Below are 20,011 nucleotides of genomic sequence, written 5' to 3' on the forward strand. Positions count from 1 at the left end.
GTAAGCATCAATTAATTCTTAAGCATATTTTTTTTATTTTTTATGATTGTAAAAATTAATTCAGTTTAAAATTAATTTGCTGACTTTCTAAGGTAGATAATAACTCATTAGTAATTTTAATTTTAGTATTTCTGCTAGGTAAATTGATTTCAATTTTTTCTTTTGCATCCCAAACTGTAAAATTTAATGATTGACTACCAGGACTGTTTTTTAAGATAGACTCTAAATTTAAAATAGTGTCTTCTTTAATTTCTTGTAACGGAATTTTAATTGTTATTTTTTTACAAAGCTCGTCCATAATATCATGTAAAAGTTTAAAATCAGTAAACTTTAGACGAGGTTCCCCCATAACTCCTGTGTTTTTATTCATCCATCCAGCTTGTACTGTAACCCTTACAAATAGAAATGAATTTGGCACTAAAAAGTGTTTAAATTTCAAATAATCTTCACCAAAAAGTCTAAATTCATTACTATCACCATAGTCTTCAATAATAAAAGAAGCCCAACCTTTTCCCGCTTTAGAAACTCTATGTTGCACATCGGTAACAATACCAGCAAAAGATAAATTGTTACCAACAATATTATTTAAATCTCCTTTAAAATCGTGTAATTTAGCATTGCAAAAAATCATTTCATTTTTAAAATCATCTAAAGGATGTGCAGAAATATAAATTCCTACAACTTCTTTTTCTTTACCTAATAATTCCATAGTTCCCCAAGTATCGCAAATAGGCATTTCTGGTTCTGGAAACTGAATTACAGAAGCTTCTCCAAATAAAGAAACTTGAGAAGAATTTTCATTTTCTTGGTATTTATTTCCAAACTTAATAGCGCGTTCTAAAAAAGTCTGTCCTTTCTCATCTAATTGGTAATACTGTGCTCTGTGCGTGTCTTCAAAAGAGTCAAAACCACCAGCTAAAATCAAACCCTCAAAAGCTTTTTTATTAGCTACACGTAAATCTACACGTTTTGCCATGTCAAAAATTGATGTAAAATGACCGTTTTCTTTTCTTTCATTAATAATTGCTTCTACAGCAGAATTTCCAACACCTTTTATTGCAGCCATTCCAAAACGAATTGCACCTTCTTTATTTACAGAAAATTTAGAATAAGATTCATTTACATCTGGTCCTAAAACAGTAAGTCCAGAGCGTTTACACTCTTCCATAAAGAAGGAAACTGCTTTAATATCTTTCATATTATTTGAAAGTACAGATGCCATATATTCTGCTGGATAATGTGCTTTTAAATAAGCAGTTTGATAAGCGATCCAAGCATAACAAGTTGAGTGACTTTTGTTAAAGGCGTAACTTGCAAAGGCTTCCCAATCTTTCCAAATTTTTTCTAATTTATCAGCATCATGACCTTTTGCTGCAGCTTGTTCTATAAACTTTGGTTTCATTTTATCTAAAACCGCAATTTGTTTTTTTCCCATCGCTTTACGCAAAACATCAGCTTCACCTTTGGTAAAATCCGCTAATTTTTGCGAGAGTAACATTACTTGCTCTTGGTATACTGTAATTCCGTAAGTTTCTGCCAAATATTCTTCCATGGCAGGTAAATCGTACTCAATATCTTCAGTTCCGTGTTTTCTGTTGATAAAACTCGGAATATATTCCATTGGGCCAGGTCTGTATAAGGCATTCATTGCAATTAAATCTGCAAAAACAGTTGGTTTTAAAGAACGCATGTGTTTTTGCATTCCTGGAGATTCGTATTGAAAAATACCAATCGTTTCTCCTCTTTGAAATAATTCATATGTTTTTACATCATCTAAAGGAAAATTTTCTGGATCTAAATCTACATTATGTCTAGCTTTTACAATTTTTACGGTGTCTTTAATTAAAGTCAACGTTTTTAACCCTAAAAAATCCATTTTTAGCAAACCTGCAGATTCTACAACAGAGTTATCAAATTGGGTAACATACATGTCAGAATCCTTTGCCAATGCAACGGGAACATAGTTGGTAATATCTCCAGGTGTAATAATTACACCACAGGCATGAATTCCTGTATTTCTAACAGACCCTTCTAAAATAGTGGCTTTATTGATGGTTTCTGAAGTTAAATCAATTCCATTAGCCATCATTTGCAGTTCTTCAACCATCACTTTTTCTTCTGCTCGTAAACCTGCAATTTTACCTTTACTTTTGGCATCGTCACCAAAAATATTTTTGAGTTTTACACCTGGGATTAATTTTGCAATTCTATCTGCTTCAAAAAGAGGTAAATCTAAAACTCTGGCGGTATCTCTAATAGATGATTTTGCAGCCATAGTTCCGTATGTAATAATCTGTGCAACTTGATTTGCTCCATATTTATCAATTACATAATCCATTACTCTGCTTCTTCCTTCATCATCAAAATCAATATCAATATCAGGCATGGAAACACGCTCAGGATTTAAGAAACGCTCAAAAAGTAAATCATATTTAATTGGATCTATATTGGTAATCCATAAACAGTAAGCAACAACTGAACCAGCAGCAGAACCACGTCCTGGGCCAACAGCTACATCCATATTTCTGGCTTCTCTAATAAAATCTTCAACAATTAAAAAATAACCAGGATACCCTGTTTTTTCAATTACTGAAAGTTCAAAATCTAAACGTTCTTTAATGGATTCTGTAATTTCTCCATATCGTTTTTTAGCACCTACATAGGTTAAGTGTTTTAAGAAATTATTTTCTCCACGTTTTCCTCCGTCTTTTTCATCTTCTGTATCTTTAAATTCTTCAGGAATATCAAAAGCGGGTAATAAAACATCTCTTGCAAGTGTAAAAACTTCAATTTTATCTACAATTTCTTGTATGTTGATGATTGCTTCAGGTAAATCTGCAAACAAAGCTTTCATTTCATCCGAAGATTTAAAATAATACTCTTCGTTTGGTAAACCATATCTATAACCACGACCTTTACCTTTAGGAGTAGCTTGTTTTTCACCATCTTTTACACATAATAAAATATCGTGTGCATTTGCATCTTTTTTTTCTAGATAAAAAGTGTTATTGGTGGCAACAATTTTAATATCGTGCTTTTTAGAAAATTTTAATAAGGTTTCATTTACAATTTTTTCATCTTGCTGATTATGGCGCATCAACTCAATATAAAAATCGTCTTTAAATTGTTCTTTCCACCAAAGTAAAGCTTCTTCAGCCTGTTTTTCCCCAAGATTTAAAATTTTACTAGGAACCTCGCCATATAAATTCCCTGTTAAAACAATAATATCTTCTTTGTATTTTTTGATGACTTCTCTATCAATTCTTGGAATGTAGTAAAAACCATCTACAAAAGCGATGGAGGACATTTTTGCTAAATTATGATAGCCATTTTTATTTTTTGCTAATAAAACAACTTGATAACCATTGTCTTTTTGAGATTTATTTTTGTGATCTTCACAGACATTAAATTCGCAGCCAACAATTGGTTTTATAGGCGTTTCTGCAGATTTATTATGATTTAAAACAGCACTAACAAAATGAAAAGCAGCCATCATATTTCCTGTATCTGTCATAGCAACAGCAGGCATATTATCTTTTGCAGCTGCTTTTACAATGTTACCAATTTGCATGGTAGATTGCAAAACCGAAAACTGAGTATGGTTGTGTAAATGCGCAAACTGTACATTTTCTAACTCTGCTAAACCTGCAGACGTAGATTTTGTATTTTCTGTATTTTTTAACTTATCAAGACGTTTACGAATTTTATCACTTTCTTTTTTTAGATTGATGTGTTTTAGGCCAATTACCTGAATTGGTTTAGGGTTGGCTTCAGAGAATTTTTTAAAATAATCTGCATCAACATCTAATTGTTCTTTGGTAAATTCTTGCAAACGAATCAGTTCTAAAAAACAGCGAGTTGTTGCCTCAACATCGGCAGTTGCGTTGTGCGCTTCGCCAAAACCAATACCAAATAAATGATTGTGTAACTCTGTTAAGGTTGGCAACTTAAATTTACCATAACGTCCACCAGGAAGTTGACACATTAAAGCTGTTTTTTCTGTACAAGTATCTAAAAGTGGTAAAGTAGTAAGGTTGTTTTCAATGCCGAATCTATGAAATTCACACCCCATAATGTTGATATCGAACCCAACATTTTGTCCTACTATAAACTTTGTTTTTTGTAATGCTTCATTAAATAAAGCTAAACCTTTGTTTAAAGAGATTCCTTGCTCCTGGGCTAATTCAGTAGATATTCCATGAATTCTTTCTGCATCATAAGGAATGTTAAATTCATCTGGTTCAATTAGAAAATCGTTGTGCTCTATAAGATTTCCCATTTCATCATGCAATTGCCATGCAATTTGCACACATCTTGGCCAATTGTCTGTATCTGTAATTGGAGCGTTCCAACTTTTGGGTAAACCTGTGGTTTCAGTATCAAAAATTAAGTACATAAAATGGCTTTTTTGTTGATGATTTTGGAAGGTTAAAAATACAAAATCAATAAAGATATTTGGTTGATATTTTATCTTGACTTATCAACAAAAAATAAGTTCAATTTTATTTACAATAATAATTAAGAAAAAGTGTAACATTTTTGTAATTTGCTCTACAAATAATAGAATTATAATTAAATATTTAAAAATGAAAAAAATTGGATTAGTAATTGTTATGTTTTTGGGGTTAGTTACAAACGCTCAAACAGTAGATGAAATTTTATCATCATATTATGAAAATATTGGAGGATTAGAAAACCTTAAAAAGATTACTGGAATTAAGATGTCTGCTAGTGTGAATCAAGGAGGAATGGAAATACCTTTAGAGATTTATCAAATGTCTGATGGTAAACAGATGACGGTAATTAATTTTCAAGGAAAAGAATTAAAGCAGGGTGTTTTTGATGGAGAAACTTTGTGGGGGCATAACTTTAGAACAATGAAAGCTGAAAAAAGTGATGCAGAAGCAACTGCAAATATGAAATTAGATATGAATGATTTTCCTGATGCTTTTATAGACTATAAAGAAAAAGGTTATTTAGTAGAGTTGATGGGTAAAGAAACCATTGATGGAGCAGAAACTTTTAAAATTAAATTAACAAAAGAACCCGTTACTGTAGATGGCAAAAAAGAAGATAGTGTTAGTTACTACTTTTTTGATACTGAAAATTATGTGCCAATTGCAATACAGTCAGAAATTAAATCTGGTCCTGGAAAAGGGATGATATCTGAAGTTACAATGAGTGACTATCAAGAAGTAGATGGTTTGTACTTTCCTTTTTCTATGACACAAGGAATAAAAGGAAAACCTGAAACTCAACAACCAATAACTTTTGCTAAAATAGAGTTAAACCCAACAGTAGATGCTGTATCATTTGCTTTTCCTGAAGAAAAAGAATAATTAAAAAATTAGTTTAAAATCCTCAAATTTATTTTTGAGGATTTTTTTAATCAATAAACCCAAACACTATGAAACAACAATTCCTATTAATTGCTCTTGTGCTTTGTTCTTTGCACATAGAGGTTAACGCACAGAAAAAAAAGAATTCAAAAGGAAAACAATTATTTGGTGATTTAAGCGCAAGACATATTGGTCCGGCTTTAATGAGTGGAAGAATAAATGATTTAGAAAACCATCCAACAAATAATAGAATTATTTATGCAGGAACTGCTGGAGGTGGAGTATGGAAATCAAATGATGGTGGAGTTACTTTTAATTCTATTTTTGATGATTATTGCCAATCAATTGGAGCAGTAGAAATCGATCCAAATAACCCTGATAATGTTATTTATGTTGGTACAGGAGAAACTTGGACAAGAAATAGTATTTCTGTTGGAGATGGAATGTATAAATCTATTGATGGAGGTTCTAGTTGGAATAAAATAGGTTTTGAAAAATCAGAACATATTGCTAATATAATTGTAAATCCAAAAAACTCTAATGAAATTTATGTAGGTGTTTTAGGTGCTTTGTGGGGTGATAGTGAAGAAAGAGGTGTGTATAAGTCTATTGATGCAGGTGTAACATGGAATAAGATATTATATACTGACCAAAAAACAGGATGTGCAGATTTAACTATGGATCCTAATAATCCAAATATTTTATATGCCTCTATGTGGGAGTTTAGAAGAACGGGTTGGTCTTTTGAATCTGGAGGGAAAAATAGTGCCTTGTATAAATCTATTGATGGTGGAGCAACTTGGAATAAAATTCATAATGGTTTTCCTGAAGGGAAATTAGGAAGACTAGCAATTGCTGTAGCACCATCAGATTCTAAAGTTTTGTATACTGTTATTGAAGCCGAAAAAAAAGAGAGAAAAGGTTTGTACAGAAGTGATGATGCGGGTAAAAGTTGGAAGCAATTAAATAATGATTTTGGTATTACAGTTCGTCCTTTTTATTTTTCTAGAATAGTTGTAGATCCAAAAAATCCTGATGTTGTTGTTAAAGGAGGTTTAACAGGTTCTATTTCTAGAGATGGCGGAAAAACATTTAAAAACTTAGGAAACATGCATAGTGATATTCATGATATTACTTTTGATATCAACGATTCGGATAGAATGTATGCAGGAACAGATGGAGGTGTATATCGCTCTTTAAATGGAGGAACTACAATGGAAATTGTAGAAAATTTACCTTTATCACAATTTTATCATATAAGTGTAGATGATGCTGAACCTTATAATGTTTATGGTGGCTTACAAGATAATGGCTCTTGGTATGGTCCTTCTTCTTCAACTGGTGGAGTTCAAGCTAGAGATTGGAATTCCGTAGGTGCAGGAGATGGTTTTAGAGTTTTAAAACACCCCACAAAAAGTATTATATACTCAGAAATGCAAGGAGCGGAAAACGTTTGGAGATATAATGTTGATACTAAGAAAGTAAAAACAATACAACCTTTACCTCAAAAAGGATTTGCAAAATTACGTTTTAATTGGAATGCACCTATGGCTGTTAGTACTCATCAACCAGATAGATTTTATATGGGAAGTCAATTCTTACATAAATCTGAAGATATGGGAGATACTTGGCAAATTATTTCGCCAGATTTAACAACTAATAATCCTTTAAAACAAAATCAAGAAAGTTCTGGAGGTTTATCTATGGATAATTCTGGGGCAGAAAATCACACAACTATTTTTACAATTGCAGAATCTACCTTAGATCAAAATGTAATTTGGGTTGGTACAGATGATGGTAATGTGCAAGTAACACAAGATGGAGGAAAAAACTGGGAAAATACTTCTATGAATATTCCAGGTTTACCAAAAAATACATGGGTTTATCATATAGAAGCGAGTGTTTTTAATAAAGGAACAGCATATGCGGTTTTTGATGGTCATACAATGAATGATATGAAACCTTATGCATATAAAACTACAGATTTTGGTAAAACTTGGAAAAGTATAATCACTGATCAAGTAGTTGGTTTTGTTAGAAATATTCAAGAAGATTATGTAAACCCAGATTTATTGTTTTTAGGTACAGAATTTGGTTTGTATATTACTGTTGATGGAGGGAAAAACTGGAATAAATTTACAAACAATATGCCTTCTGTAGCTGTTCATTTTATTGATTTACAAAAGAAAACAAACGATTTAGTAATGGGAACTCACGGAAGAGGAGTTATAATTATTGACGATATTTCTCTTTTAAGAGAAATTAATGAAAAGGTATTAGCTAAAAAGGTACACTTTTTTGAAACAAAACCAACTGTAATTTTTGAAGAAGGAGGTTTTTCTGGTGGTTTTGGAGCAGAAACTCAATTTGTTGGAGCGAATCCAAGTAGGGCTGCACAAATTAAATATCATTTAAACAAACGTCACACATTTGGAAAAATGACATTAGAAATACAAGATGAGAATGAAAAAATAATTAGTAAACTGAGCCCAGGAAAATCTAAAGGAATCAATATTGTAAATTGGAATTATAGATTAAAAAACCCCAAAGTTGCAAAAGGAAAAACATTTAGTTTAAGTGGGTTTACTTCTCCAGTAGTAGAAGCAGGAATTTATACTGTTGTGTTAAAGAAAGGTAAAGAAACGTATACTCAAAAAATAGAGTTAGTATATGATTCATCATCTAATTTAACAAAATCAGAAAGAGCTTTTAAACATATGACAACAATGAAAATGTATGATATGACTGAAGAATTAGCATACATGGTTTACGAATTAGATGCAATTTTAATAAAAGCAAAAGAGCTTAAAAAGAAAAAAATTGTAGAAAAATTAACAAGTCTTAAAAAAACTTTAGTAATAACTACAGGAGATAATTATACAGGTTCTGCAGAAACTCAATTAAGAGAAAAAATGACAGATTTATATAGCAAACTTGCAATAAACTTTGATAAACCTTCAAATTCAGAATTAGAAAGTTTATCAATAATAGAAGAACGTTTTATAAAGGCTAAAAAAGATTATTCAAAAATTAAAAAGAAAGTTAAATTTTTGGAGAAACTAAACTTAAAAACTTTTGAAGAATTTGTAAAGTAATTATTTCTTTTAAAAAAATATTATTAATTATTGAATAATAGTAGTTTATAATAAGAAAAAGTTAGTATTTTTGCGCCCACTTACTACGAGATAGTAAGATTATTAATAACCAAGGTCGTGAACCTTAAAAAATTAACAGAATGCCAGTAAAAATTAGATTACAAAGACACGGTAAAAAAGGAAAACCATTCTATTGGGTAGTTGCCGCTGATGCTCGTGCAAAAAGAGATGGTCGTTACTTAGAAAAATTAGGAACGTATAATCCAAATGTAAACCCTGCAATTATTGATTTAGACGTTGATAAATCTGTAGAGTGGTTACAAAATGGTGCGCAACCAACAGAAACTGCAAAAAACATTTTATCTTATAAAGGTGCAATGTTAAAAAATCATTTAATTGGTGGTATTAGAAAAGGAGCTTTAACTCAAGAACAAGCAGATGCAAAATTTGCAGCTTGGTTAGAAGAAAAAGCAGCTAAAATTTCTGATAAAGAAGCTGGGTTATCTAAAGCACAATCGGACGCAAAAGCAGCAGCTTTAGCAGCAGAAAAAGCAGTTAACGAAGCAAGAATTGAAGCAGCTAAACCAGTTGTTGAAGAAGTTGTAGAAGAAGTAGTTTCTGAGGCTGAAGCAGCACCAGAAACAATTGACGAAGCAGCAGAAAAAGCAGCAGAATAAATATTTATTACAACAATGCGTAAAGAAGATTGTTTTTATTTAGGCAGAATTGTAACAAAGTATAGTTTTAAAGGTGAAGTAGTTATCAAATTAGATACAGACGAGCCTGAGTTGTACACAGAAATGGAATCAGTTTATGTCGAATTCGGCACTAATCTGGTTCCATTTTTTATTGATAAAAGTTCACTTCATAAAGGAAATCAATTACGTGTTCAATTTGAAGATATATACTCTGAAGAAGAGGCCGATAGGATATTAAAATGTGGCGTTTATCTACCTACAACAATGTTACCAAAATTATCTGGTGATAAATTTTACTATCACGAAGTAATTGGGTTTACTGTTGTAGATGCTAATTTTGGAAAAGTTGGGCAAATTGTTTATATAAATGATAAAGCTGCACAACCACTTTTTGAGATTGATAGAGATGGAACAGAAATTTTTATTCCTATGGTTGATGACTTTATTAAAAAAGTAGATAGAGAAAATAATACAATTGAAGTTGAGACTCCAGATGGTCTAATTGCTTTGTATATTTAGAAAGGTGTCTGAGTGGTCGAAAGAGCTACCTTGGAAAGGTAGTGTACTGGCAACGGTACCGAGGGTTCGAATCCCTTCCTTTCTGCTGAATTAATTTTTTAAAAAATATAAACATTGTAAATTAAATAATTACAATGTTTTTTTGTTTTTATTCAAATAATTTTAGAAAATGATTGAAGCCTGAAAACTTATTTTTGATGTTTAAATAACGTTAATTTTAATTCATTTTTTACATCAAATAATAAAAATAAAATAAGATCAGTCTTGCCTTTTAGTTTCTTTCTAATAATACTAAATGCTCTAGTAATTTGTGCTTCAACAGCTTTTACTGTAACATTTAGATGCTCGGATATTTCAATATTTGTTAGACCTTCTTTTTTGCTAAGTTCAAAAACATGTTTGCATTTAGGAGGTAGATTCTGAATAATTATTTTTACTTGTTTTATTAACTTTTGAGTATCTTCCTTATCTTCATCTAGTACTATAGAATTTATATAATCAATATACATTTTTTCAATCTTCATAACAGATTGTGTTTTTCTATATTGGTCTATAAATTCATTATATACAGATTTGTATAAAAAACTTTTAATAGATTGTTTAGGGTCTAACTTAGCGCGTTTTACCCATAAATTTACAAAAACATTTTGTACAATATCTTCAGATTGAGTGTGATTATTTATTAAACTATTAGCATAAACACATAGTTTATGATGATAGTTGTCTATTAAAAAAGCATATGCTTTTTTATCACCTTCTTTTAGACGATTTGTTAAAAAATATGTGTTTTTAAAGTTCATTGATTAAGACAAAACTAGCTTTATTTTAGTTTTAAAAAAAAAAAAGTTTAAAATAACATAGGGTTTTGTAAAATCCCTTCGTAATAATAATTAGATGTATAGAGATAGAATAGAAGAAATTATAGTAAAATTTATTACAAAATCCATTTCAGCAGATGAATTGGATATTTTGTCTGAATGGATAGAACATAAAGAAAATGAACAATTTTTTTATGAATATATAAAATTAAATTACGTAGCAGATTTTAATTTGTCTTCTTTTAATAAGGAGAAAGCAAAACTTTTATTTTTAAGTTCTATTGAAGAAAAAACAATAGTTAATAAAAAACGTAAACTGTTAATACCATTAAAATATATTGCTGCAGTAGCTATTATATTCATTGTTTCTTTACCTTTTATATTTAAAAAATCAGATTTTAGTAAAAAACCAGTTGTGTATCAAGAGCCTGTCTTGCCGGGTGAAGATAAGGCGATTCTTACACTTCAAGATGGAGAAAATGTTTTTTTAGAAAAAGGAAAAAATTATAAAAAGAATAATGTAAAAAGTAATGGAGAAAACTTATTTTACAATCAAAATAAATCGCAAGAGAATAGTAAAATTGCCTATAATTATTTAACTATTCCAAGAGGAGGGCAGTTTTTTGTGCAACTATCTGATGGTACAAAAGTTTGGTTAAATTCCGAATCTAAATTAAAATACCCTGTTAAATTCATCGAAGGGCAATCACGTAAAGTAGAGCTTATTTATGGTGAAGCGTATTTTAAGGTATCTTCTAGTAAAAATCATAACGGATCAGATTTTAGAGTTAATTCCAATGCACAAGATATTGTTGTTTTAGGAACTGAATTTAATATTAAGGCAAATCAAAATAGTAATTTCATTAAAACAACTTTAGTAGAAGGTTCAGTTGAAGTAAATAATGGAGTTGTAAGAAAGTTGTTGTCACCTGGAGAGCAATCTATTATCAATATTAATAACGAAAAAATTGATCTAAAAAAGGTTGATGTCTCTTATGAGATCGCTTGGAAAAACGGTTTTTTCATGTTTGATAAAGAATCTCTTGAAGATATAATGAAAACACTTGCTCGCTGGTATGATGTAAATGTTGTTTATGAAAATGTTGAAAAACGTAATGTTATTTTTTCAGGTTTTTTAAATAGAAAAGATAATATAAATGAATTGTTAGACTACCTAGAGAAAACCGGAGAAATAGATTTTGAAATAAGTGATAAAGAAATAAAAATAAAATAAAAAAGGAATAAAGCTGTAACCGTCCAAAGTAGTAGCTAAATTCCTTTAAAGTGTGAATCAATTAAAACAATGTTTAACTAAATCAAACGCAAATTTATGAAATTAAAATTAAGATTACCTTATGATTTTTTATGTTATAAGGTGTTAAAAACAATTATGAGAGCTTTTATTTTTTTCTTCTGTACTGTAGTATTCAGTTTTAATTCTGAAATTGGATTTTCGCAAGATGCGGAAATTGAAATTGATCAAGATAAATCTGTTTCTGTAGAGGAAATTTTCAATCTAATAAAAACACAAACAGATTACAAGTTTGTGTATAGGTATGATTTAATAAAAGATGCTCCATCTGTATTTTTAAAAAAAGGTATAATTAAAGCAGGTGTGTTGTTAAAAAAAGGTCTAGACCCTGTTTCTTGTACTTATGAATTTACGAACGATATAGTTGTTGTTAAGCAAAAAACTAAAGTAGCATTTTTACAAGAAAAGAAAGTTACAGGTGTGGTTTCTGATATTTCAGGCTCATTACCGGGAGTAGTTATAATTAATAAAACTACTAGTATAGGTGTTTCTACTGATTTCGGAGGAAAATATAGTATCAAAGCAAAAGCAGGAGATGTTTTATCTTTTAGTTTTTTAGGGTATAAAACTGTAGAGAAAGTAGTAAGTAGCTCCTCAAATATTATTAATGTCGTTTTAGAAGAAGATGTAAACTCTTTAAATGAAGTTGTAATAACAGCTTTGGGAATTAAGAAAAGTCCAAAAGAGATTACCTATGCGGTTCAAACGTTAAAAACTAAAGACATAACTGCTACAAGAGCTATAAACCCAGTTACAGGTATGGTAGGTAAAGTAGCAGGTTTACAAATTAACACATCTACTAATGGTGTTAACCCTATTACTAGAATTTTATTAAGAGGTAGTAGGTCTATTGCAGGTAATAATAGAGCATTAATAGTTGTTGATGGAATTCCGGGAAGTCGTTTAGATGATCTTGAACATTTGAACCCTGATGATATAGAAAGTATAACTATTCTTAAAGGGGCTAATGCAGCTGCGTTATATGGTTCTGGTGCTGTTAATGGAGTTGTGCAAGTAACTACTAAGAGTGGTGAAGGAAAGCTTGCAGCTTCTTATTCTCACGCATCAGAAATACTAACAGTAGCATATTTACCTAAATTACAAGAAGAATTTGGAGTTGGAGTAGACGGTGAATTAGTTCCTCTTGGAAATGTTAATTTTGGTCCCCGTTTTGATGGTAGATTAGTAGATATTAGTGAAACTTATGATGACGGTAGAGTTTTACAAGCACCATATTCACCAATAAAAAATAGAAATAAAAAATTTTATGATACAGGAGTAACTACAAGGCATGGATTTACTTTAAGTGGTGGAGATGCTGATAAAGGTAGCTTTTTTATGTCTATAGGTCATGCAAATGTTGCGGGAGTTACACCTAAAAATACGTATAGTAAAACCAACTTTAGGTTTAAAGCTAATAAAAGATATGGAAGGTTAAAGGCTGGGGGTAATGTATCCTTTACTAGAGAGAATAAAAATATTGCTATAGGTGGTAGATCAGAAGGAGGATCTATTTACTCTCTTCTTTTACAAACACCTTTACATGTACCTATTAGTAAACTTAAAAACTGGAAAACAGGTGAGTTTTCTAGAAATGAGGTTTCATTTTTTAGATATACAGAGAATCCGTATTTTATTATTGATTCACAAAGATTTGATGAAACTACATATGAGTTTGCTCTTGCATCTGATTTAGCATATGAATTTAGCGATGCTTTAAATGCAACTTTTAAAGCGAATTATAATAGTAGATCAAGTGGAACTACCTCAAGATATGGAGCACTCACATACGAGTTTCAATTGAGTGATGCATATAGAAACCCTGCTGAGTATGGTTCTTATGTTGATGAAAGTCAGTATTTTAACTACACTTTTAATACGGATTTTATATTAAATTATAAAAAAGAGTTAACAGACGATTTTAAATTAAAAGCTAATTTAGGTCATAACATGTTTTACAAAAAATTTAGAACTCTAAAAGTAGGTAATACAACATCTGTTAGCCATACTATTTATTCAAAAATGGGTTTTTATACAGATGCTACATTAGCATATAAAGATTACTTGTTTTTATACGTATCAGGACGAAATGATATATTATCAGTTTTACCAAAAAATAGTAGGTCTTTCTTTTATCCAAGTGCAGGTCTTTCGTTTGTAGCTTCAGATGCCTTTCCTCAAATTGTGAGTTCTAAAAGAGGATTAAGTTATTTAAAACTTAGTACAAATATTGCCAGAGTTGGAGGCCCTGGAGGTACTAATGGAAGTACTGTATTATTTAAAACTGCTGATGGATTTCCTTATGGAGATTTATCTGGTACAGAAGTTCATCGTCTTGTTGATCCTTTTTTAACTCCAGAATTTACTACATCAATTGAAGCTTCTTTAGAGTTTGGTTTATTTAATAACCGATTAATTACAAATATTACTGGTTTTAAAACTAACACTACCGATCAAATAGCAACTATATATACTCCAAGAAGTTCTGGTTCATTACAATTACTAGGTAATGTAGGAGAAGTTGAAAATTTAGGTTTAGAAATTGGTTTAAATGGAACAGTTATTAAGAAAAAAGATTTCTCATGGGATTTAGGAATAAATGCTACTAATTATAAAAATGAAGTTATTTCATTAGCTAATGAGGTTAATCATGTTGTTATAGGAATTGCACCAGATAATTATAGTACCATAATTACAGCAATAGTAGGTGATGCTTATCCATATATTGTGGCTAGAGATTATGAAAGAGATGACCAAGGAAGAGTAGTTGTTGATGATGATGGTGACCCAATTAGTGGAGAAATTATAAGACAAGGTCAGTCTACTCCAAAATTTATTATGGGTTTAAACACTACTTTAAAGTATAAAAACTTGTCTTTAATGGCTAATATGACCTATAGAACAGGACATATATTTTATAACGGATTAGCTCGTCAATTAGAATCTTTAGGTCTTACTGAGCATGGTGTAAGTTCTAATAGAGAGCCATTTGTATTTCCTAACTCTGTATATTCTGATGGAAATGGTGGGTATGTTGAAAATACAAATAGATTAACTTCAGGAGGAGGGCAAGATTTCTTTAATGATCATTATAGAAATATAGGATCTAATTATATTAATGATGCTACAACTTTAAGACTTAGAGAAGTATCCCTGTCTTATAAGTTTGATAAAAAGGTATTAAATTCTATTGGGCTTAGTGAATTAGACTTGAAGCTTTATGGTAGAAATTTATTTACATTTAGACCTTCTGGAAATGTTTTTGCTGATCCAGAATTTTCTTCTTATGAAGGTAATGCTATTGGGGTAAGTGGTTCTGCTCAAGGAACTTCTACAAGACAAATGGGATTTTCTTTAAATGTTAAATTTTAAAAAAAAAAAATGAAAACAATATATAAATTAAAAACTTCTTTAGTACTACTTTTATTAATGTTGAATATTGGATGTAGTGATTTTTTTGATAATACAATTACTAGCTATAGTTCTAATCCTTCTTTAACATTTCCAGTTGGTCAAACTTATTTAGCAAAACTACACGGAAGTACAATGAACTATTTGGGTAATTTTATGGTGTATAATTACTCAGGCGTATACGCAGAAGAGGATTTGAGAGATTTATTAATATATAATTTTACCGATACTTTTTATGACGAAATTTTTGATGATTCTTACGAACAAGTTTTGTCAAATTTAAATTATGTAATTAATTATGATGCTGCAGAAAGTGATTTAGACTATGATGCGTTTAGACCTCTTTCAAGAATTTTAAGAGCATTTCTGTTTCAATATTTAGTTGATCTTTATGGAGATGTTCCATATTCAGAAGCAGGCTTAAGAGCAGAAAATCTTTACCCTAAATTTGATGATGCAGAAACTATCTATAAGGCAGTTATTGATGAATTAACAGAGACTGCTAATTTATGTCTTACTTTTAATTTTGTTCAAGGTAGTACCTTTGAAGATCCTTCAGAAGTAGATGTAATGTTTGGTGGTGATATGGATAAATGGGCACAGTTTGCAAACACAATAAAACTTAGAATGTTAATACGTTTAAGTAATACGAATCAAGATGATTATATTATTGCTGAAATCGATAAAATTAATGCAAATGGTGCAGGATACATTACAAGTGATGTAAATGTAAACCCAGGATATCTTAATCAACAGAATAAACAAAATCCTTTTTTTGCTGCTTACGGTCAATCTACAACAGGTGATTTTACAGATCAATATGCTGCAACTGCTGCTAGTGATTTTGTTCTTGAATATTTACAATCTATAAACGATCAAAGATATACAAGACTCTATTCTGAAGCTGTTAATGGGGGTTATAAAGGTTCTCAACAAACTACAGACTTACCAGATATTGGATTTACAAGCGATGATCTTTCTCATATAGGACCTGGTTTAGTAAAAAGTTCAGAACAAGATCAACCAATTATGTTGTATTCAGAGAGTTTATTTTTACAAGCTGAAGCTATGTTAAGAGGCTATATTCCTGGTGGAGATACTGCTGCTGAATCTTTATACAAATCAGCAATTGAAGAGTCTTATATTTATTTAGGAGTAACTGATGCTACAAATGAAGCAATTACTTATTACAGTCAAGATATTGTAAATGTAAATTGGGCAAGCTCGCCTGATAAAATTGAAGCTGTTCTTACACAAAAATGGATTGCCTTAAACGGTACAAATGCAATTGAATCTTGGATAGAGTTAACTAGAACTGGTTTTCCTAGCGGTTTACCACTGCCTGAAGGCGAAAGTATTAGACCTGTTAGACTTCTTTACTCAGGAAATGAAGTGTTAACAAATTGGAATACACCAGCTCAATCTGAAAGTGATGCATTTAATTCACCACCTTTTTGGAAATAATAATTAAAAAATATTAAAATGAAAAAAATAATAAATAAAATAATCTTACTTGTAATGTTTGCAGTAGCTGCAACATCATGTTTAGAAGACGCTATTACAGATTTTGGTAAAAGCCCAATTATTACACGATTTTCTGAAAAAGAAGTTACTGCTGAATTTTTAAAAGATGGTTTAGATAACGTTTATGATTATGAAGTTGAAATAGGGTATGTTGGAGCTGGAGGAGAAGTTTTAGATGAGGATGTTAGTGTAACAATAGCAATAGACTCTACTTCAACAGCAACAGAAGGTCTAGAGTTTACATTATCAGAAACTAATTTTACGATACCTGCTGGTTCTAGAACTATATCAGCAATATTAAAAGTAAGCACTATACCATTAGATATAGATAACCCAGTTGATATTGTATTAGCTATTACTTCTTCATCTCAAACAATATCTGATGATAATTTAGTTACGATAACGTTACAAGCAGTTTGTCCATCAAATCTTGAGGGAGAATATATTTTTGAAAACCCAATAGATGAAAAGGTAGGTAGAATAGTTACTGTAACAGCTACTGGAACTAATACGTATATAGTAAGTGAAGACAACCTTTTACCTCTATCTTTTGTAGGCGGACAGTATAGAGCATTTTATATTTCAGATATCTGTAATGAAGTGACTATTACTGGAGGAGAAATTAGAGATGCATACCCTAGTGCATGTGCTTGGTATTGTATTTCTGGTAGTGGGTCAGTAGATCCAGTAACAGGTAACATCAGCTTTCAGTTTAGAAGACCACTTTTTACAGGTTTTGATGTTAATACATTCCGTGACATGGTTTTAATTAAGCAATAAGTTTATTTAAAATTTATAAAATTTTATAATACCCTAAAGAAGAAAAATCTTCTTTAGGGTATATTTTTAATAGAACACTAAATTATAATGTAATGACAAAAAAAACATTTTTGTATCTACTTTTGATAATGTTTATTTTATCTGTAGAAGTGAGTGCGCAAGCTAAAAAGAGTGTTGTTCAGTCTTATGAAAAAGTTGTAACAAAAGAGTATAAAACAGATGAAGGTTTGTTTAAAGTTCATTCAAAAGATGATACATATCTTTTTGAAATCCCAGATTCTCTTTTAAAAAGAGATATGTTGTTGGTAACAAGAGTTGCTAAAATTCAAAATAATTCTGAAGCCCAATATAGTCATGGAGGATTATTATCAAAAGAACAGCAAGTTTTACGTTGGGAAAGAAGAAAAGAAGTGCTATTTTTAAAAGTAATTTCTTACAACGCTACAGCAGATAGTACTTTACCTATACACGAAGCGGTAGTTAACTCTAATTTAGACCCTATATTTATGTCTTTTCCTATTAAAGCTTTTGGGGAGGACAATAAATCAATAGTAATAGATGTTACTTCATTATTTTCTTCTGACATAAAACCACTTGGTTTACCTAGTCGGATAAGGAAAAAATATAAAGTTTCTAGGGTAGATAAAAAACGATCTTATATTCATAAAATTAGTAGTTATCCTAAAAATATAGAGTCTCGTCATATAAAAACATATTTCGCCAAAGAACCACCTTCTAATAAAGAATTAGGTTCTCTAACTGTAGAGATGAGTAATTCTATAGTTTTATTGCCTAAAGTACCAATGAAACGACGTTATTTTGATAAACGAATAGGTTTTTTTGAAAGAACTCAATTTGATTTTGGTTCTGAATTTCAGGGGGTTAAAAAATTACAATATATAGATAGATATCGTTTAGAGGTAAAAGATGAAGATATTGAAAAGTTTAAAAGAGGAGAATTAGTAGAACCAAAAAAACAAATTGTTTATTATATAGATAGAGCAACACCAGAAAAATGGATACCTTATATTATAGAAGGTGTAAATGATTGGCAAGTTGCTTTTGAACAAGCTGGTTTTAAAAATGCAATTATAGCAAAAAGAGCACCAACAAAAGAAGAAGATCCAGAATATACTCCTGAAGATATTCGTTATTCTGTAATTCGTTATATAGCTTCAAAAACTTTAGGTGCAGAAGGCCCGTATATAAGTGACCCACGTTCTGGTGAGATATTAAATGGAATGGTTTTATGGCATCATAATGTAATGAGTTTATTAAGAGCATGGTTTATAACTCAAACATCAGCAATCAATTCAGAGGCCCAAAGAATTCAGTTTAAAAATGAGGTTATGGGTGAGTTAATTAGGTTTGTGTCTTCACATGAAGTAGGTCATACAATAGGTTTATCACATAACATGGGTAGTAGCTCAGCGTATCCAGTAGACTCTTTACGCTCCGCTACATTTACAAAAAAATTTGGTATATCACCTTCAATTATGGACTATGCTCGTTTTAATTATATTGCTCAGCCAAATGATAAAGGAGTTTCTATTTATCCAAAAATAGGAATATATGATAAATATGCAGTTAATTGGGGGTATAGGCCTATTTTAGATAAAGTAGCAAAAGAAGAAAAACTTATTTTAGATAGCTGGATTTTAAAACATGCTGGAGATCCATTATATCGTTTCGGAAAACAAAATTTTATAGATCCAAGTTCTCAAACAGAAGATTTAGGAGATGATCCTATAAAAGCAAGTAGGTACGGAATTGCAAACTTAAAACGCATTGTGCCAAACTTAATAAAATGGACTAGTGAAAAGGGAGAGGATTATTTTCAATTAAATGGGATGTATTCTTACCTTTTAATACAATTTCAAAATTACCAAAATCATGTTTTAACTCTTGTTGGAGGTGTTTATGAGAATTTAAAAACATCAGATCAAAACGGGGCAATTTATACACATGTATCTAAAGAAAATCAAAAGGAAGCCATAAACTTTTTTAATAAAGAAGTGTTTACAACACCAACCTGGATAATTAATGAAAATATTATTAATAGATTAGGGAGTGTAAATAATAGTTTTGGTTTTTTTAAAAATTTCACAAAATCTCAAGAAGCGATATTAGGTAAGCTTTTAGATAAAAGTAGAATAGGTAGAATGATTGAAAATGAAATTTTAAATGGTTCTAAAGCCTATACAGTTTTGTCTATGGTTTCTGATTTAAGAAAAGGAATTTGGTCAGAATTATATTCTAAAAAACCAATTAATGCTTATAGAAGAAATTTACAGAGAGTTTATATAAATAAATTAAAAAAAATAATAGAAGAATCTAACTCTTTTGATCTAAAGCCAATTGTAAAAGGAGAACTAAAAATAATAAAAAAAGATGCTAAAAAAGCTTTGTCTTCCGCATCTAATATGATTACAAGGTATCACTTACAAGATATTATTGAAAGTATTGATGATATTTTAGATTAAAATTATATTTTTAATAAAAAGTCTTGCATTTG

11 protein-coding genes and 1 tRNA gene are annotated in these 20,011 nt (G+C 30.3%); 10 read left to right on the forward strand and 2 right to left on the reverse strand.

From position 1 onward, the window contains the following. Positions 1-55 precede the first annotated feature (55 nt). Positions 56-4,396, reverse strand: coding sequence for a DNA polymerase III subunit alpha (gene dnaE / locus Q0733_RS05585; protein ID WP_298779990.1), 4,341 nt, complete (start codon positions 4,394-4,396; stop codon positions 56-58). A 190-nt stretch (positions 4,397-4,586) separates the two neighbouring features. Here dnaE and Q0733_RS05590 point away from each other — a divergent pair, with 190 nt between their 5' ends. The 5 genes from Q0733_RS05590 to Q0733_RS05610 all read left to right on the forward strand — a co-directional run bounded on the left by Q0733_RS05590 (position 4,587) and on the right by Q0733_RS05610 (position 9,736). After that, complete coding sequence (locus Q0733_RS05590; RefSeq protein ID WP_298779992.1) at positions 4,587-5,339, forward strand: outer membrane lipoprotein-sorting protein; 753 nt, start codon at positions 4,587-4,589, stop codon at positions 5,337-5,339. 68 nt (positions 5,340-5,407) lie between these two features. Further along, positions 5,408-8,434 carry a hypothetical protein gene (locus Q0733_RS05595; protein ID WP_298779994.1) on the forward strand — a complete coding sequence of 1,009 codons (3,027 nt, stop codon included), beginning with the start codon at positions 5,408-5,410 and terminating at the stop codon, positions 8,432-8,434. A gap of 140 nt (positions 8,435-8,574) precedes the next feature. After that, complete coding sequence (locus Q0733_RS05600) at positions 8,575-9,111, forward strand: 30S ribosomal protein S16 (RefSeq protein WP_298779996.1); 537 nt, start codon at positions 8,575-8,577, stop codon at positions 9,109-9,111. 15 nt (positions 9,112-9,126) lie between these two features. Next, a complete protein-coding gene (gene rimM / locus Q0733_RS05605; RefSeq protein WP_298779999.1) occupies positions 9,127-9,651 on the forward strand; it encodes a ribosome maturation factor RimM in 525 nt (174 codons plus the stop codon). Beyond that, positions 9,650-9,736 (forward strand) — tRNA-Ser (locus Q0733_RS05610). Before rimM ends, Q0733_RS05610 begins: the two co-directional genes overlap by 2 nt. A 103-nt stretch (positions 9,737-9,839) precedes the next feature. On the opposite strand, the gene Q0733_RS05615 is transcribed toward Q0733_RS05610, so the two are convergent. Then, positions 9,840-10,451: an RNA polymerase sigma factor gene (locus tag Q0733_RS05615; protein ID WP_298780001.1), complete on the reverse strand. Its 612-nt coding sequence runs from the start codon at positions 10,449-10,451 to the stop codon at positions 9,840-9,842. 94 nt (positions 10,452-10,545) lie between these two features. Here Q0733_RS05615 and Q0733_RS05620 point away from each other — a divergent pair, with 94 nt between their 5' ends. The 5 genes from Q0733_RS05620 to Q0733_RS05640 all read left to right on the forward strand — a co-directional run bounded on the left by Q0733_RS05620 (position 10,546) and on the right by Q0733_RS05640 (position 19,979). Further along, the gene (locus tag Q0733_RS05620) at positions 10,546-11,703 is read left to right on the forward strand and encodes a FecR family protein (protein WP_298780004.1); all 1,158 of its coding nucleotides are present in this window, start codon (positions 10,546-10,548) and stop codon (positions 11,701-11,703) included. Positions 11,704-11,799: 96 nt separating this feature from the next. After that, positions 11,800-15,153, forward strand: a complete 3,354-nt coding sequence (locus Q0733_RS05625) for a SusC/RagA family TonB-linked outer membrane protein (protein WP_298780007.1) — start codon at positions 11,800-11,802, stop codon at positions 15,151-15,153. A gap of 9 nt (positions 15,154-15,162) precedes the next feature. Then, on the forward strand, positions 15,163-16,656 hold the full coding sequence (locus Q0733_RS05630; protein ID WP_298780010.1) for a SusD/RagB family nutrient-binding outer membrane lipoprotein: 1,494 nt from the start codon (positions 15,163-15,165) through the stop codon (positions 16,654-16,656). 18 nt (positions 16,657-16,674) lie between these two features. After that, on the forward strand, positions 16,675-17,496 hold the full coding sequence (locus tag Q0733_RS05635) for a hypothetical protein (protein WP_298780012.1): 822 nt from the start codon (positions 16,675-16,677) through the stop codon (positions 17,494-17,496). A gap of 92 nt (positions 17,497-17,588) precedes the next feature. Beyond that, a complete protein-coding gene (locus Q0733_RS05640) occupies positions 17,589-19,979 on the forward strand; it encodes a zinc-dependent metalloprotease (protein ID WP_298780015.1) in 2,391 nt (796 codons plus the stop codon). Positions 19,980-20,011: the final 32 nt, after the last annotated feature.

The organism is uncultured Polaribacter sp. (assembly GCF_947500975.1).
In the GTDB taxonomy this organism is placed as follows: domain Bacteria; phylum Bacteroidota; class Bacteroidia; order Flavobacteriales; family Flavobacteriaceae; genus Polaribacter.

Bases quoted from the DNA above. Each gene is read 5' to 3' on its own strand.
- Q0733_RS05640 (WP_298780015.1), top strand. From the start codon at position 17,589: ATGACAAAAAAAACATTTTTGTATCTACTTTTGATAATGTTTATTTTA.
- Q0733_RS05630 (WP_298780010.1), top strand. From the start codon at position 15,163: ATGAAAACAATATATAAATTAAAAACTTCTTTAGTACTACTTTTATTA.
- Q0733_RS05615 (WP_298780001.1), bottom strand. From the start codon at position 10,451: ATGAACTTTAAAAACACATATTTTTTAACAAATCGTCTAAAAGAAGGT.
- Q0733_RS05600 (WP_298779996.1), top strand. From the start codon at position 8,575: ATGCCAGTAAAAATTAGATTACAAAGACACGGTAAAAAAGGAAAACCA.
- Q0733_RS05590 (WP_298779992.1), top strand. From the start codon at position 4,587: ATGAAAAAAATTGGATTAGTAATTGTTATGTTTTTGGGGTTAGTTACA.
- dnaE (WP_298779990.1), bottom strand. From the start codon at position 4,396: ATGTACTTAATTTTTGATACTGAAACCACAGGTTTACCCAAAAGTTGG.
- Q0733_RS05595 (WP_298779994.1), top strand. From the start codon at position 5,408: ATGAAACAACAATTCCTATTAATTGCTCTTGTGCTTTGTTCTTTGCAC.
- Q0733_RS05635 (WP_298780012.1), top strand. From the start codon at position 16,675: ATGAAAAAAATAATAAATAAAATAATCTTACTTGTAATGTTTGCAGTA.
- rimM (WP_298779999.1), top strand. From the start codon at position 9,127: ATGCGTAAAGAAGATTGTTTTTATTTAGGCAGAATTGTAACAAAGTAT.
- Q0733_RS05620 (WP_298780004.1), top strand. From the start codon at position 10,546: ATGTATAGAGATAGAATAGAAGAAATTATAGTAAAATTTATTACAAAA.
- Q0733_RS05625 (WP_298780007.1), top strand. From the start codon at position 11,800: ATGAAATTAAAATTAAGATTACCTTATGATTTTTTATGTTATAAGGTG.